The sequence below is a fragment of the Streptomyces sp. NPDC058291 genome (genome assembly GCF_042880855.1).
Taxonomy (GTDB): Bacteria; Actinomycetota; Actinomycetes; order Streptomycetales; family Streptomycetaceae; genus Streptomyces.
The window spans coordinates 1-14501 of sequence record NZ_JBHVYK010000083.1; the positions used below are offsets into that span (position 1 = coordinate 1).

The 14501-nt window shown below is 72.0% G+C and carries 14 protein-coding genes; 11 read left to right on the top strand and 3 right to left on the bottom strand.

Features of this window, described 5'->3' with window-relative positions:
• The first annotated feature begins 216 nt into the window (after nt 1-216).
• The 6 genes from ACFVYK_RS30590 (at nt 217) to ACFVYK_RS30615 (ending at nt 5080) form a co-directional block, all read left to right on the top strand.
• A complete protein-coding gene (locus ACFVYK_RS30590; protein WP_389779607.1) occupies nt 217-687 on the top strand; it encodes an MFS transporter in 471 nt (156 codons plus the stop codon).
• Between the two features lie 80 nt (nt 688-767).
• A complete protein-coding gene (locus ACFVYK_RS30595) occupies nt 768-1391 on the top strand; it encodes a hypothetical protein (protein WP_389779609.1) in 624 nt (207 codons plus the stop codon).
• Nucleotides 1392-1536: 145 nt separating this feature from the next.
• On the top strand, nt 1537-2631 hold the full coding sequence (locus tag ACFVYK_RS30600; RefSeq protein ID WP_389779611.1) for a GNAT family N-acetyltransferase: 1095 nt from the start codon (nt 1537-1539) through the stop codon (nt 2629-2631).
• 90 nt (nt 2632-2721) lie between these two features.
• Nucleotides 2722-3087, top strand: a complete 366-nt coding sequence (locus tag ACFVYK_RS30605) for a hypothetical protein (protein WP_389779613.1) — start codon at nt 2722-2724, stop codon at nt 3085-3087.
• 193 nt (nt 3088-3280) lie between these two features.
• On the top strand, nt 3281-3865 hold the full coding sequence (locus ACFVYK_RS30610; protein ID WP_389779615.1) for a TerD family protein: 585 nt from the start codon (nt 3281-3283) through the stop codon (nt 3863-3865).
• A 135-nt stretch (nt 3866-4000) separates the two neighbouring features.
• A complete protein-coding gene (locus tag ACFVYK_RS30615; RefSeq protein ID WP_389779616.1) occupies nt 4001-5080 on the top strand; it encodes a hypothetical protein in 1080 nt (359 codons plus the stop codon).
• Between the two features lie 63 nt (nt 5081-5143).
• Here ACFVYK_RS30615 and ACFVYK_RS30620 read toward each other — a convergent pair whose 3' ends face one another.
• Both ACFVYK_RS30620 and ACFVYK_RS30625 read right to left on the bottom strand, forming a co-directional pair.
• The gene (locus tag ACFVYK_RS30620) at nt 5144-7123 is read right to left on the bottom strand and encodes an amino acid transporter (RefSeq protein ID WP_389779618.1); all 1980 of its coding nucleotides are present in this window, start codon (nt 7121-7123) and stop codon (nt 5144-5146) included.
• A gap of 299 nt (nt 7124-7422) precedes the next feature.
• Entirely contained in the window at nt 7423-8028 is a 606-nt protein-coding gene (locus ACFVYK_RS30625; protein ID WP_389779620.1) for a hypothetical protein, read from the bottom strand.
• A gap of 411 nt (nt 8029-8439) precedes the next feature.
• Between ACFVYK_RS30625 and ACFVYK_RS30630 the strand changes: the two genes are divergently transcribed.
• Both ACFVYK_RS30630 and ACFVYK_RS30635 read left to right on the top strand, forming a co-directional pair.
• On the top strand, nt 8440-9675 hold the full coding sequence (locus ACFVYK_RS30630) for a PP2C family protein-serine/threonine phosphatase (protein WP_389779622.1): 1236 nt from the start codon (nt 8440-8442) through the stop codon (nt 9673-9675).
• A 217-nt stretch (nt 9676-9892) separates the two neighbouring features.
• Nucleotides 9893-11101, top strand: a complete 1209-nt coding sequence (locus tag ACFVYK_RS30635) for a serine hydrolase domain-containing protein (RefSeq protein WP_389779623.1) — start codon at nt 9893-9895, stop codon at nt 11099-11101.
• On the opposite strand, the gene ACFVYK_RS30640 is transcribed toward ACFVYK_RS30635, so the two are convergent.
• On the bottom strand, nt 11073-11369 hold the full coding sequence (locus ACFVYK_RS30640) for a hypothetical protein (protein ID WP_389779625.1): 297 nt from the start codon (nt 11367-11369) through the stop codon (nt 11073-11075). The genes ACFVYK_RS30635 and ACFVYK_RS30640 overlap by 29 nt on opposite strands.
• Nucleotides 11370-12026: 657 nt before the next feature.
• On the opposite strand from ACFVYK_RS30640, the gene ACFVYK_RS30645 reads away from it, so the two are divergent.
• The 3 genes from ACFVYK_RS30645 to ACFVYK_RS30655 all read left to right on the top strand — a co-directional run bounded on the left by ACFVYK_RS30645 (nt 12027) and on the right by ACFVYK_RS30655 (nt 14386).
• Nucleotides 12027-12335 (top strand): hypothetical protein, encoded by a 309-nt coding sequence (locus ACFVYK_RS30645; protein ID WP_389779626.1) that lies wholly within the window; start codon nt 12027-12029, stop codon nt 12333-12335.
• Nucleotides 12336-12385: 50 nt separating this feature from the next.
• Nucleotides 12386-13645 (top strand): nucleotide sugar dehydrogenase, encoded by a 1260-nt coding sequence (locus ACFVYK_RS30650; protein WP_389779628.1) that lies wholly within the window; start codon nt 12386-12388, stop codon nt 13643-13645.
• Between the two features lie 207 nt (nt 13646-13852).
• On the top strand, nt 13853-14386 hold the full coding sequence (locus tag ACFVYK_RS30655; RefSeq protein WP_389779630.1) for an EF-hand domain-containing protein: 534 nt from the start codon (nt 13853-13855) through the stop codon (nt 14384-14386).
• The last annotated feature ends 115 nt before the right edge of the window (nt 14387-14501 follow it).

Sequence of the window (14501 nt, forward strand, 5' to 3'; positions counted from 1 at the left end):
AGCCACCGCGGCTCGGGGCGAGCGCTGGGGGAGGGGCGGCGAAGGCCATCCAGGCACCGGATCGACCGCATCGGCAACTTCGACGACGCGGGGACCGGGCAGGCCAAAACCCGGACCGCATGGTCGTGGGACACCGCCGCGCCCGTACGCCGACGGCCCTTGCGGCCGGTCCGCTGCGCGGCGCCCGTCCCGCCTCGCGTTCCACGGAGTGCCGTCATGCCCTCTTCCGACGCCCCGCCCGCTCGCCGTGACACGGATGCCCCCGGCCGTCGGGGCCGGCTGCCCGCCGTGCTCCTGATGGCCGGCAGTCGCCCGCTCGTCCTGGGCGCCGTCCTGATCGCCCCGGTCCTGCCGCGCACACAGGACCACTTCCGGGGCGTCCCCGGCAGCGCGGCCCTCGTCCCGCTCGTCCTCACCGTGCACGCCCTGTCGCCGGCCGTCCTCGCGCCGTTCGCCGGAGCCCTCGTCGACCGGCTCGGCCGCAAGCGCCTGCTGGTCGCCGCCACCGTGCTGTACGCCCTGTTCGGCACCGCACCGCTGGGGCCGTCCTCGCTGTACGCCATCGTCGTCAGCCGCGTCCTGGTGGGCGTCGCCGAGGCGGCACATGCCCGGAGCGGTGGACGGCGACGAGGCCGACCGAGGCCGGGCGGGCACAGCGCGCCGGCGCGGGTTCACCCGCAGACGTGACCGGTCGCCCGAACGTTCGCACCGGGCGGTTTCCCCGTTCCGGACCACGGGCCGCGTGTCTCCTCGACCATGGACGGGACATGACCGTGCACCCGCTCGCCCTCGCCCGCCACAGCGGTCCGCACGCCGACGGCGGGACCGGGACCGGGACCGGGACGCTGCCGGCCGTCGGCCTGGCCCTGGCCACGACGGCCCTGGCCGCCGCCGGTTACCACCTGGTCTTCGAACGCACCGTCTCCTGCGCCGCCTGCCTCGTCGTGGCGCTGGTCCTCCTCGCGGGCGCCCTGCTGCGGTCGCGCGCGTCCGGGGCCGGCGCCCTGCTGCCCGACCTCGGCGCCATGGTGTCGGCACAGGCCGCGGCCTGCTGCTGTTTCTCCTTCGCCGCCTCCGCCCCCAGCCCCGCGGGAGGGCTGCTCCACGGCGGCTCGGGCGGGGCGGTCCATCTGGCGATGACCCTGGTCACGGTGTGTGCGCTGCGTGCCGTGGCCCGTTCCCGGTTCCGGCTCCCGGCCAGGGTGCAGGCGGGTCTGTGCTCCCTGTTCGGCCGTCTTCGCGCTCTGCTGTTCGCGCGGACGTCCGCCGCGCCGGCCGCGGACCCGAGCCGCCGCGCACGAGCCGGCGCCGACGACGGGCGGCGCCTCTGCCAGGTACTGCTCACCTGCGCGGCCGGCCGGCGCGGCCCCCCGTGTCCGCCCGGACCTTGACCGGACCGGACCGGACGAACCGGTGCGCCCACGTGTGCCCGCCGCGTCGCCGCACGCCTGCGCGCCCCACGGCCCGAGTCACCGCGCCCGACGCACGGCCCGGCGGACGACTTCCCGCCCGTGAACCAGAACCCAGGGACCCCCCATGACGACTCCACGCATCGACATCGTGCACGCCGGCGAACTCGCCCCGAGCGACGTCGACCTCTGGAACGAACTACGCCTCACCACGGCCTCCGCCCCTGCCAACCCCTTCATGAGCGCGGAGTTCACTCAGGCCATCGGCCGCGTACGCCGCGACGCCCGGGTGGCGGTGCTGCGCCGGGGGCGGCAACCGGTCGGCTACTTCCCCTACCAGAGGGGCCGGTGGGGCCACGGGCGCGCGGTCGGCCTGGGCGTCTCCGACTGCCAGGGCGCCGTCCTGCATCCCGACGACGCGCGGCTGGACCCGCACCATCTCATGCGCGCCTGCTCCCTGAACGCCTGGGAGTTCAACCACCTGGAAAGCGGCCAGGACCTCTTCCTCCCGTACGCGACGGGCCGGTTCGCGTCCCCCGTCGTCGACCTCGCCCAGGGATACGAGGCGTACGAGACCCACCTGCGCGCCCACTCGCCCAGCCTGGTCAAGACCACCCGGGCCCAGGAACGCCGGCTGGCCCGGCACCTCGGCGCCCTGCGGTTCGTCCACGACGAACGCGATCCGGCGGCGCTGAGGACCCTCGTCCGCTGGAAGTCGGCCCACTACCGCCGCACGGGCCGTCGCGACCCCTTCACCCAGCGGTGGATCGTCCACCTCGTCGAGCGGCTCGCCGCCTCGGCCTCACCGCACTGCTCCGGCATCCTCTCGGTGCTCTACGCGGGCGACCGGCCGGTCGCCGCCCACTTCGGCCTGCGCTCGCGCACGGTCCTCTCCTGCTGGTTCCCCTCCTACGACAGGACCGTCGCCACCTTCTCGCCCGGCCGGATCCTCTACCTGCGCATGATCGAAGCCGCCGCCGCGTCCGGTGTCCGCCTCGTCGACTTCGGCAGGGGGGAGGCCGCCTACAAGAACTCCTTCAAGACAGGAGACCTCATGGTCCACGAAGGAGCGCTGCGCACACCCGGCCCCGGCGCCGCCCTGCACTGGCTCCGCCACGAGCCGCTGCGAGCGGCCCACCGGCTGGTGCGCGAACACCCCGCCCTCAAGAGCGCGGCGGTACGCACGCTGAGGGCCGTCGGCACGGTCCGCGACTCCGCCTAGGAGCCGTGCCCGAGGCGCGTACGGCAGGACCGGGCGCCTCGGGCGGGCCTTTATGCTGTGCCTCGGCAGGTCGGGGGAAAGGGGCAGCCGGTGGACTGGTTCTGGTGGGTTCTCATCGTCTTCTGGACGGGCGGCTTCGCGTGGGCGGCCGAGAACATCCGCACCGCGCTGCGCCATCGGCATGAGCGCAAGCTGCAACTGCTGGAGGCCGCGCGGCAGGAACGATTGGCCGTCGAAGCGGCGCACAGGTCGCCGGAGCCGGTGTGCGGCTGCACCCACCATCTCGCCAAGCACGACAAGCAGGGCCGGTGCCACGAACGCGTCGAAGTGCCGACGGCCTGGGACGCGGACAGGAAGCCGCTGCGCTACGAGGCCGGCCGGTGCAACTGCCAGCAGTACGTGGGACCGCAGCCGCTGTCGCAGGTCTTCGCGGAGGATCTGACGGACCTCGCCTGACGGACCTCGCCTGACCGGCGGGGGCGAGCAGGGCGGCCCGCGGCTGCGCCGGGCGTGGTTCAGGGGCGGCACAGCGGGGCCGTGGTCGTGCGGGCCGTCTTCGTGCGGGAGCACGGGGGGCGCGAGGGAACCGCGGAGGCGCCAGGCACACTCTGCGTGTTGTAGTCCCTTCACGTAAAAGGATGAGCGAGACATGATCACCCTCACCAAGGAAGACGGCCCGGCCGACCTGGACGGAGTGACCCACCTGTCCATCGGGGTCTCGTGGGACCCCACCGCCGGCAGCAGCGGCGGGGTGCTCGGCAAGCTGCGCCGCAAGACCGGCACCGACCTCGACCTCATCGCCGTCGCCATGCAGGGCAGCGACCCGGTGCGCCTCGCGGGTCTCGACTCGCTCGACCCGATGGGCAACGGCTCGCTGGTGCACAGCGGTGACAACCAGACCGGGCACGGGGACGGGGACGACGAGACGGTGACCGTCGAGTTCGCCCGGATACCGCCCAACGTCACGTCGATCGTGTTCCTGGCCGCGGCGTACAAGAAGGGCAGCTCCTTCCAGAAGGCGCGCAACATCAGCTTCAAGGTCTACGACGCGACCGGGGGCCACCCTCAGCAGGTCGCCGACATCTGGCCGAGCCTGCTCACCCAGGACAACGGCTGTGCCGTGGCCAAGGCGGTGCGGGTCGGGGGCGGTTGGAAGCTCGAAGTGATCAACGTGACGGGCAAGGTCAAGCAGGGCGACGAACACGCGCTGATGCGTTTCGCCGTCAGCAAGTAGCACCCGCCCGGCGTCCGCCGCCGAGAGCGTCCGCCCCGCGGTGCGCTCCCGGACGGGCCGCCCCCGTGACGGGGTCCTGCCGGGGTGTGTGAAGGTGGGCTGTACGGGACGAGTGCGCGTGTACGGGGGGCAGTGGTGAGTCAGGTGCTGTACGGCGAACGGTCGTGGAACCCGCTCGCGCGGACCGTGGAACTGACCGGGGACCACCTGCGCGACGGCGGCAGATCCACGCCGCTCGACGAGTTGAACCTCGCCGCCATGGCCGAGGCGTTCCAGCGCGGATGCTGGCTCGGAGCCGGTGGCACGGAGCGCCCGCTCGAACGGCTGGCGGAGGGCGCGGCGGTGGTGCCGGTGACCCGCGTCACGGGCGCCGCGACGCCGGTGCGGGTGCGACAGGCCGCCGAGTTCGCCCGCACGCTGGGAGAGCTGGCGGTGCGGCGGTGCGGCGGGCCCGCCCAGGTGGCCGCCCTGGCGGACCGGGCCAGGGCCGAGGACGTACCGCTCTGGATCGCGCGGCGCTTCGCACCGGGCCCGGCCGGCCCGATCACCGTCGCCGTGGACCGGCGTCTGGTGCGCGTGGACGTCTGGGGACCGGACGCCCCCGCCGTACGGATCCGGGCGCCGCACGGCTATGCCCCGTTCGCCGCCGACCCGTCCGGCGGCCTGCGCCTGACGGTCGGCGACGTCACGGCCGAGCTCGTGCTGAAGAGGAAGTTCCGCAAGTCCAAGAGGTACGCGGAGGCGCGACTGCCCGGGCGGCACTGGGTGCTGCGCCGTGAGAACGCGCTGACCTCGCGGCTGCTGCGCGACGAACGGTGCGTCGCCCTGCTGACGAGACCCCCGCGCCGGCAGGCGCCGGAACCGGGCGCGGTTCTGCTGCCGCTCACCCCTGTGCGGTACGAGAGCCCCGACCCGCTGGACGCGGTCATGGCGCAGGTCTTCGCCGTCGCCTTCGGGCTCGGGGACACGACGGGCTCGGCGCGGTTCCGGCCGGAGCGGCGTCCGGCGAGCGGGGGCGAGCCCCTCGCCTCCGACGCGGGGTGGGACCGCCCCTGGTTCACCAACCTCGGGCACGGGAGCGACGACAACGAGCCCGGCGGCGGCGACGGCTGGGGTGCGGACGGCGGGGACGGCGGCGGTGACGGAGGGGGCGGTGACGGCGGGGGCGGTGACGGCGGGGGCGACGGCGGGGGCGGCGGCGGGGGCGGCGACTAGCCCCCGCCCCCCGTCAGGGCCGGCCGAAGGGCCCTCCCCGGGGCGGGCGTTCCCGGTTCGCCGTCAGCCCGCGACGTGGATGCCCGGGCGGCGGGCGGGGTCGGGTTGGTGGCGGCGGATGATCTCCCGGGTGACGGGGGCGGTGTCCCCGCGGCCGAGGAGGAAGTAGCGGAACATGTGGGTCAGCGGGCTTCCTTCGGCCCAGGCGAAGTAGCAGTGCGGCTGGACGCCGGTGGTCTCGTGCAGCGTGAGCAGGATCGCTGCGATGGCGTTCGGGGCCGCCGGGGCCTCGGCGCGCAGGATCCGGTGCCCGTCGATCTCGACGCCGTGGACGGTGAGGGTCTCGCTGAAGTCGGAGGGGTCGACGACGTCGATCTCCAGGAACAGGACGTCGGCGAGGCCGGGAACGGGGTTGGTGGCACGCTGCTCGCGTTCCTTGTCCGCGTACTCGGCGCCGTCTCCGGCCTGGCGGCGGTTGGCGATGATGTTGATGGCGCCGTCGTGGGCGAGGGTCTCGGCGACGAACCGACGGGCGGCCTCGTCGAACGTGATCTCGTCCGCGCGCAGTTCGGTCGTGCGGGAGATGCGGGAGACCAGCGAGACGACGATGATCCCGGCGATGAACATCGCGGAGATGACGATGCCGTTCGGCTTGTCGACGATGTTGGCCGCCAGCGCGTAGAGCAGTACCGCCGTCAGGGCGGCGAAGCCCACGGTCACGGCGCGTTGGCGGCGGCGCAGCGCGGAGACGGTGACGGCGAACGCGCCGGAGACCATCATGGCGAGGATGCCGGTGGCGTAGGCGCCGGCCTGGGCGTCGATGTCGGCGCCGAAGGCGACGGTGATGACGACGCAGAGGACCGTGTAGACGAGGACGACGGGGCGCACCGCCCGGCCCCACTCGGGGGCCATGCCGTAGGAGGGGAGGTAGCGCGGGACGATGTTGACCAGTCCGGCCATCGCGGAGGCGCCGGCGAACCACAGGATCAGGATCGTGCTGACGTCGTAGGCGGTGCCGAAGGCCTCCCCGACGTGTTCGTGGGCCAGCCAGGCCAGAGCCCGGCCGTTGGCCGCGCCGCCCGGCTCGAACTCCTGGTGCGGGATGAGGACGGTGGTCACGAGGCTCGCGGCCAGCAGATAGACGCTCATCACGAGCGCGGCGGTCGTGAGCAGTCGGCGGGCGTTGCGGATGCGGGACCGGAGCCGCTGTTCGGCGGTCTCGCCCTCGGCGGAGATGAGCGGCATCATGCTCACCCCGGTCTCGAATCCGGACAGACCCAGCACCAGCAACGGGAAGGCCAGCAGCGCGGGTCCGGCCAGGTCGCCGAACCCCCGGCCCTCGGAGAGCGCGCCGGTCCAGGCCGAGAACGCGCCCGGGCTGGTGAACACGTCCGCCAGGCCGACGCCGATGGTCACCGCGTTGAGGACGAGGAAGACGACGACCAGGGGGATGGCCACGCCCACGGCTTCGCTGAACCCGAGCAGGAACACGCCGCCCAGGAGCAGCAGGAGCACCACGGTGATGACGACCTCATGGCCCTGCAGAGCCTGGGGGGCGTAGGAACTCTCCACCAGATGCACGGTGGCGTCGGCCGCGGACAGCGTGATCGTGATGATCCACGAGGTGACCACGAACCCGAGCAGGACCAGGACGAACAGTTTGCCCCGCCAGAAGGGCAGCAGGTCCTCCAGCATCGCGACCGATCCGGCCCCGTGCGGGCTCTCGGCGGCCACCCGGCGGTACATCGGCAGCATGCCCAGCACGGTGAGCACCACGAGCAGCAGTGTGGCCAGCGGCGAGACCGCGCCGGCTGCCAGGGCCGCGATGGCCGGCACGTAGGCCAGGCTGGAGAAATAGTCCACGCCGGTCAGGCACATGACCTTCCACCAGGCATGCGCCTCGCCGGCGCCCGTCTCCGCCGCGGGATCGACCGGCTGCACCCGGTGCCGCAGCAACCACCGCGTGAGGACGCCTGCTCGGCTTCGCGGTGCGGCAGCGTCCTCCACCACGTCCACGGCGGCCAGATCGTCCACGTCGGTCATATCCCCCACATCCTTCGACGAACCCGGCGTGCGGGGCCCCACAGCCCCGCGACGATCACCGGACACGCTACCTCCCGACGCCTTCGCCCCCGGGGCGACGGCCCACCGGGAGCGCGCACCCAGCCCTTCTTCCCCGCCGTGCTCGCGTTGTGCGCGCCGATTTGCACCACGCCGGCGGTGTGCTGGAGATGCGCGTATCGCGAAGCCGACGGGCGGGGCGCCTCGGGTACGCGCCGGACCGGTCCGGCATCCACGTCGAGCGGGGACCGGGCGTGGTGCGACGGCTCCCGCCGTGTCCGTCAGGGTCGCAGGCCCGCTCGCCTGAGCGCGACCTTGGACAACTCGGAGATGACCTGCCGGTCCCCCCGGCGCCAGGCGTCGGCGAGACCACCCGGCGGGGCGGAGATCGCGGCGAGGTCGCGCTGCGGTCCCGTCAGGGCGCGCAGCGCGAGCAGGTCGGTGCCACCGACGTCGTCGAGGAGGCGTCGGGTGGTGGCGGCGCGGCGGATCCAGCGCAGACGCGGGGGCAGCCACAGCGCCAGTACGAAGGCCACCGAGAGGACGATCAGGGCCAGTGCGGTCAGGGTCGCCGCGCGGCCCACGATGTCCTGCAGCGACTGCCCGGCGTCGGAGAGACCGTTGCCCGCTTCCGCGGCGGACCGGAGCGGCTTCTTCAGGGAGTCTCCGACGAAGGGCACTTTCGAGGCCGCGTCGCCGGCGTCGTCGAGGCCGGCGGCGAGGCCGTCGCCCGCGCTCTGCGCCTTACGTCCCGGCTCGGCCAGCAGGGCGATCGCGTCGTGCACGGCCAGAGCGAACTTCACCGCGGCCGCGATCAGGGCCACGGCGATCAGGTCCGCGAGTACCTGACGGCTCCGACGCGCCGGAGTCTGGGCGTAGAGGCGCATGGGCGTGCTCCTGTTCCGTCGAGGGCAGGGAAGTGGACGGGCTCAAGCCAGGCGAGTCAGGCTCCGGCGGCGGGGACCGGGGCGGACGGTCGACCGTACGTGGGACTCGACTCTTCCACTGCTTTCCACAGGCGGACGTCTTCGAAGCGCAGCGGGGCCGGGGCGGCGGCGCCGTGGGACACGGCGAAGTCGCCGGGCGGGCGGTGCTCCCCGTCGGGTTTCGTCACTGTGAACGATCTCGCCTGGCGCCGGGCGTATCGTGGTCTTCTCAGCGCATCATCTCGCGTCGGACGTTCCACTGATGCAGCTCAGGCGACTCATGGCGTCCGGACCTGCCGTGACCGCTCACAGATTGACTCCCACCGTGGCGGTTCCCAAGCTGTAGGAGGGGCCTGTGGAAAGGACCACGGCGTGGATGACGGACAGAGCGCACTTCCCCGGCTGCTGACGGCGGCCGAGACGGCGGCGCCGGTGGCTGCCGTCGACGTGGTCGCCGAGGACCTGCGGCGGCGTTTCGAGGCCACGAGGGTCTCCTTTCTCATCGTGGACCTGACAGGAAAGATGGTCGTGCGGCTGTCCACCGCCGGGGCGGTCGAGGGTGGGCGGGAAGCGGAGCGGATTCCCATGTTCGGCAGCGTCTACGAGCAGGTGATCTGCACCCAGCGGCTGTATCAGGAGGCGAGCGGCCAGGGACAGCGGGTGATCGTGCCGGTCACCAACCGGGGGGACGCGATCGGTCTGCTGGAACTGCTTTTGCCGGCCGCCGCCGGTGAGGACGTCCTCGAAGCGGTGGGGGAAGCAGCCCACGCCCTGGCCTACATAGTGATCGCCAACGGACGTTTCACCGACCTGTACACCTGGGGCAAACGCTCCCGTCCCCCCACCCTGGCAGCAGAGATCCAGTACCAGCTGCTGCCCCCCTCGCTGTCGTGCGAGGCGGCGCAGTTCACCCTGTGCGGGAGCCTGGAGCCCTCCGAAGACCTCAGCGGCGACACCTTCGACTACACCCTGGACCGCGACACCCTGCACGTGTCGGTGACCGATCCCATGGGGCACGACATCGATGCCGCCCTGGCCGCCACGGTCCTGGTGGCCGCCCTGCGTGGAGCCCGCCGAGCAGGAGCCGGTCTGGCCGAGCAGGCCCACCGGGCCGACCAGGCCCTGGCCGACCACGGCCGCGGTCACGCCACCGGGCAACTGCTGCGCGTCAGCCTCACCACCGGGCGGGCCCGACTGGTCAACGCCGGCCACCCCTGGCCACTGCGCGTGCGCGAGGGGACTGCGGAGGAGATCCCCTGCCTGGTGGACCAGCCCTTCGGGCTGTCCGAGTCCGCGCCCCACTCCTACCGCGTCCAGGACATCGATCTGCGCCCCGGAGACCGTCTGCTCATGCTCACCGACGGCATGCTCGAACGTCATGGGGGGACGATCGACCTGCCTGCCCTGCTGGAGCACACCCGGGACCTGCACCCGCGGGAGGTCGCGCTGACGCTGACGTCCGCCGTCCGCGACGCTGCCGGAGGCCGGCTCGAAGACGATGCCACCGTGATGTGCCTGGACTGGCACGGCCCTCAGGAGACCCAGCGGCACGTGAACTCCGGCGCGGACACCCGGCAGGCTTCGGCCAGCCGCACGAAGCCGTGGTGACCAGCCGTCACGCAGGCAACCTCGTCATCTTGCGCCGACGTGTCCGTCGAGGCTCCTCGCAACTGACGTACCGTCAGAATGCAGCACCCGTTCGCCTCCCGCCCTCCGACCGCCGGGGCTACAGATGTCAACCCTGATGAGTCGTCAGGGGCGCTTAGGGGGAGGGTGGGGGTGTTCCCGGATGGCACGGCGAGGGCGTGACGAAATCATGATCGTCATGACTTCGACCTTCCTGTCCCGCCGGGCCCTCGTGGGCGCGGCTCTGACCGCCACCCTCCTCACGGCCGCCGCGACCCCTGCCGCGACGGCTGCCACACCGTCGCCTGTGGCTTCGCCCGCGTCCACCACGCTCCCGCCGCTCGACACGGCGGCACTCCGCGCCGCGATCTCCGATCTGGACCACCCGCAGGCGACGGCCGCTCAGCTGCTGGTCAGCGGCAAGGCGGGACATTGGTACGGCACGGGGGGCGTAGCGGACAGAAGGACGGGCGCACCGGTCCGCCAGGACGACACGTTCCGGGCGGGCAGCATCACGAAGGTCTTCGTGGCGACGGCCGTGCTGCAGCTTTCGGCGGAGGGCCGGTTGGACCTGGACAAGCCGGTTCAGGACTACCTGCCCGGCCTGCTCCCCGACGGCTACGCCCCGATCAAGGTCTCCCAACTCCTCGACCACACCAGCGGGTTGCCGGACGAGCACATGCCGGACTCCCAGCGGACCGACACCCCGGAGCACATCCTCGAGCACCGCTACGACCAGTGGACCCCGATGCGGCTGGTGGCGGCTCTCCCCGAGGACGCCCCGATGAAGTTCACGCCGGGCACGAAGCAGGAGTACCGGGGCATGAACTACGTCCTGGCGGCCCTGCTGCTCGAAAAGGTGACGGGCAAGCCGTACGGCAAGGTGATCGGCGACCGTATCCTGCGCCCACTGGGCCTGTGTCACACGTCCTTCCCGGGCAACGACCCGAAGATCCACGGCCCGCACGTCCACGGCTACCTGGCGATGTCGGACGGCACCCTGCAGGACGTGACGGAATACAACCAGTCCGAGGCGTGGGGCGAGGGCGAAATCATCTCGACGACACGCGATCTGAACCGCTTCATCACAGCCCTGTTCACGCCGGGCAAGGTGCTGCCGAGGACGACGCTGGACAGGATGTTCGAGTTGCCGGCGCCGGAAGTGCGGATGGTGGACGGCTCCCCGGCCCGCTACAGCGTGGGCCTCCAGACGGTCACGGTCAACGGCGTGCCCCTGTGGGGCAAGACAGGGGAGCGGTACGGCTACAACTCGGCCATGATGGCGACGCGGGACCTTCGGCGCAGCGCGGTGTACTCGTGGACACCGACGCATCGCGACGCCAGCCAGGTGCAGATGGCGCTGCGGATAGCGGATGCGATCACGAAGCCGACGGCGGCTTCGCGGTAGCGCGGTCAGGCGCTGCCGGGCCGGCCGCCGCGAGCGCCTGCACTGTCACACGTCGCAGCGAAGGGGCGGTGCGCCAGAGGTTCGTCCCGCCGGCCAGGTACGCCACGGCACGGCCCACCCAGTCCGGGTCGCCGAGCAGATGCGGCGTGCCCTCGGCGACCAGGTGTCGTAGCAGGTACTCCAACCGGAGGGTGTCCACCGCCCGGTGCGGGCGCGCGTGCCGGTCGAAGCGCATCTGGTCGTCCTCATACGAGTGACGCAGCGTCATGTGCATCCAGCCGCCGTTGCGCCCGGCGACCGTTCAATTGAATCACGCATGCTTCCGATTCTTTGCGCGCATTCGGCGGGCTTGCAAGGGTGCGTCGGAGCCTCACCACACCGCGACTGGGCTGCCTGTTCACAGGCCGAGCCGCACCGGGCCGACCGGAACCCCAGAGGTGAGCCATGTCGTCAAGGGTGCTGCAAGGTCGCGCGATGAGAACAGCGCCGAGGCGACCCGGGAGATCGCGGAACACGCGAAGGAGTGGCGTCCCCGCCGGGGTGGGATGACGGAGTTGCTCAAGGGGCCGGGCCGGGCCGGGGAGTTTCGCCCACGGCACCGGTGAGCGCTGCGCACCGAAAAAGGCCTTTCCGCGCACTGGAGTTCGCCGGCAACGCTGTCGCGGGACGGGATGTTCTTCCCCGGGCGGCCGCTGTCGGCAGCCGACGAGGGATCGCCTGAGCCGGAACGGTTTCACCGCGACGGTGAACCCGTGCCGGTTCTGTGCGCGTCCAATACCGGCGCGCCGCGCGGATCACCGACCGAGGCGTCAATTCGATGTGACGGCATCACTGGTTCGGGCGCACAAGGGCGCGCCCGTGCTTAGCCGGCGCATCTCCAGAGAAGGATCATTTCGACAACACGCTGCCGAAAGGACCACAAGTCATGCGCTGCGCCCGTGTATTGATGCTCGCTGCCACCGGGACGCTGCTCGCGGCAAGCGCCGCCACCGGTACCGCTGCCGCGGCGGAGCAGGGCGAGGTCGTGGTGTTCAGTACGGAAGTGACGCCGCTGACTGTTTATCGCGATCCGCACGGGTGCCAGAAGCTGCCGCCCGAAGCGCACGTGCTGACGAACCGCACCGATCGTCCCCTCACCGTCTACGCCGACCCGTTCTGTCTGACCCCCGGGCTTACCGTGCAGCCCGGATACGGCTCGCACGTGGCGCCCGGCAGCGGCAGTTTCTCGGCCTGAGCCACCGCTGTTCCCGTTCGCCCCCCACACACTCAGGAGAACGTACGCACATGGCCGCCGATCTCGTCGTCATCGGGCTGGGGCACGTCGGGCTGCCGCTCTCCAGAGCCGCGGTCTCGGCCGGTTTGGCGACCATGGGGTACGACGTGTCCGGCACGGTGGTGTCCGGACTCGCCGCAGGCCGTTCCCATGTCGGCGGCGTCCGCGACGCCGAGGTCGCGGTCATGCTGGACGCGGGATTCCATGCCGCGACCGACCCAGCGGTCCTGGACGGCGCGCAGACCGTGGTGATCTGTGTGCCGACCGGACTCACACCGGAGGGCTTACCCGATCTGTCCGCGGTCGAGGACGCAGCCCGGGTGGTCGCCGCCCGGCTGCGCCCCGGCATGCTCGTCGTCCTGGAGTCCACCAGCTATCCCGGCACCACGGAGGGCGTCGTGAGGCCGCTGCTGGAGCACGGCAGCGGGCTGCAGGCCGGCGAGGACTTCCACCTGGCGTACTCGCCGCAGCGCATCGACCCCGGCAACGAGACGTGGACCATCCGCAACACGCCGAAGATCGTGAGCGGTTGCAGCGCTCTGTGCGCCAAGTACGCCGTCGCGTTCTACTCCCGGTTCGTCGACCATCTCGTCGTCGCCCGCGGCACGCGGGAGGCGGAGATGGCCAAACTTCTCGAAAACACCTACCGGTACGTCAACATGGCCCTGGTCGACGAAGTGGCGCTGTTCTGCCACGAGACCGGCATCGACACCTGGGACGTGCTGCACTGCGCCGCGTCCAAGCCGTTCGGCTTCGCACCCTTCAGGCCCGGACCCGGCGTCGGCGGGCACTGCGTTCCCGTCGACCCCCGCTATCTCGCCGCGCGGGCCGAATCCCAGGGCTTCGCCTTCCGCACGCTGGCAGCCGCGCACGAGGTCCTCGGCCGAATGCCGAACCACGTCGTGGACCGAGCGCTTGCCCTGCTCACCGAGGTCCGGGGCCGCCCCGAGGGCGCACGGGCCCTGCTGCTCGGAATCACCTACAAGGCGGATGTGGCCGATGTCCGGGAGACGCCGGCGCACCCGGTGGCGGCAGGACTGCTCGCCGCCGGTGCCGAGGTGTCCTACCACGACCCGTACATAGCCGAGTTCACTGTCGGCGGCCGGTCATTGGCGCGCGCCGAAAACCTCCGGGAAGCCATGGCCCAGGCCGATGTGGCGATCCTGTTGCAGGACCACGCCTGTTACGCGAGGGAAGCACTGGGCCAGGCCCGCTGCGCCCTGCTCGACACCCGCGGCAAGGCCGTGGGCAGCCGGGTCACCCTTCTCTGACCCCCGCGCGCCGGCCTGAGCCGGTGCCACCTCGCGCCGACCTCGAGCCGGTGCCCCCTCCTGCCGGCCGTCGCCGGCCCCAGAGCCCGCGCAGCGGTATCGCCCTGCGCGGTCGCGGCCCTGCCCAGGTGCCGCGGTCCGTCATTCACCCGGAACAAGACGCACCACCCGACACCCTCGGACTCCGTCCGAGAGAAGGAGAGACATATGAGTACCGCTGTCGCCAACGACCGCCTGGTGAAGCGCTTCGAGAAGTGGGACACCGACGGCAACGGCGTCCTGGAGGCGAGCGACTTCCAGGGCGAGGCCGCCCGGATCGCCCAGAACCTCGGCAAGAGCCCCGACTCCCCGGAAGTCCAGGCGCTCCGCAGCGCCTTCCAGGGGCTGTACGAGCACCTGGCCCAGAAGGCCGGCGTCCCGGCCGGTGGCGCCATCAGCCGGGAGCAGTTCCTCGACGCCACGGGTGAGCTGCTGTTCACGGAGGGTGAGGCGAGCTTCAACCGCGCGCTCTCTCCCATCGTGAAGGCGCTGATCAGCCTGTGCGACGACGACCACGACGGCGAGATCGACGCCCGGGAGTTCCAGGCCTGGCTGTCCGCCGTCGGCGTGCCGGTCTCCCAGGCCGGGAAGATGTTCCAGAAGGTGGACACGAACGGCGACGGAAAGCTGTCCGAGGACGAGCTGCTGCAGGTCGTCCGTGACTTCCACTTCGGCCGCCTGGAGGTCGACCTGCTCGGCTGACCTGCCGGAGCGGCAGCCGTGACCCGGGTGGTCGCCCACCCGGGTCATGGCCGGGTCACGGCCACCGGATGGCGCCGACCGTTCAACGGGCCGGCGTCGTCCGGTGCGCCACCGC

Bases quoted from the DNA above. Each gene is read 5' to 3' on its own strand.
- ACFVYK_RS30590 (WP_389779607.1), top strand. From the start codon at position 217: ATGCCCTCTTCCGACGCCCCGCCCGCTCGCCGTGACACGGATGCCCCC.
- ACFVYK_RS30595 (WP_389779609.1), top strand. From the start codon at position 768: ATGACCGTGCACCCGCTCGCCCTCGCCCGCCACAGCGGTCCGCACGCC.
- ACFVYK_RS30600 (WP_389779611.1), top strand. From the start codon at position 1,537: ATGACGACTCCACGCATCGACATCGTGCACGCCGGCGAACTCGCCCCG.
- ACFVYK_RS30610 (WP_389779615.1), top strand. From the start codon at position 3,281: ATGATCACCCTCACCAAGGAAGACGGCCCGGCCGACCTGGACGGAGTG.
- ACFVYK_RS30620 (WP_389779618.1), bottom strand. From the start codon at position 7,123: ATGACCGACGTGGACGATCTGGCCGCCGTGGACGTGGTGGAGGACGCT.
- ACFVYK_RS30625 (WP_389779620.1), bottom strand. From the start codon at position 8,028: ATGCGCCTCTACGCCCAGACTCCGGCGCGTCGGAGCCGTCAGGTACTC.
- ACFVYK_RS30635 (WP_389779623.1), top strand. From the start codon at position 9,893: ATGACTTCGACCTTCCTGTCCCGCCGGGCCCTCGTGGGCGCGGCTCTG.
- ACFVYK_RS30640 (WP_389779625.1), bottom strand. From the start codon at position 11,369: ATGACGCTGCGTCACTCGTATGAGGACGACCAGATGCGCTTCGACCGG.
- ACFVYK_RS30645 (WP_389779626.1), top strand. From the start codon at position 12,027: ATGCGCTGCGCCCGTGTATTGATGCTCGCTGCCACCGGGACGCTGCTC.
- ACFVYK_RS30650 (WP_389779628.1), top strand. From the start codon at position 12,386: ATGGCCGCCGATCTCGTCGTCATCGGGCTGGGGCACGTCGGGCTGCCG.
- ACFVYK_RS30655 (WP_389779630.1), top strand. From the start codon at position 13,853: ATGAGTACCGCTGTCGCCAACGACCGCCTGGTGAAGCGCTTCGAGAAG.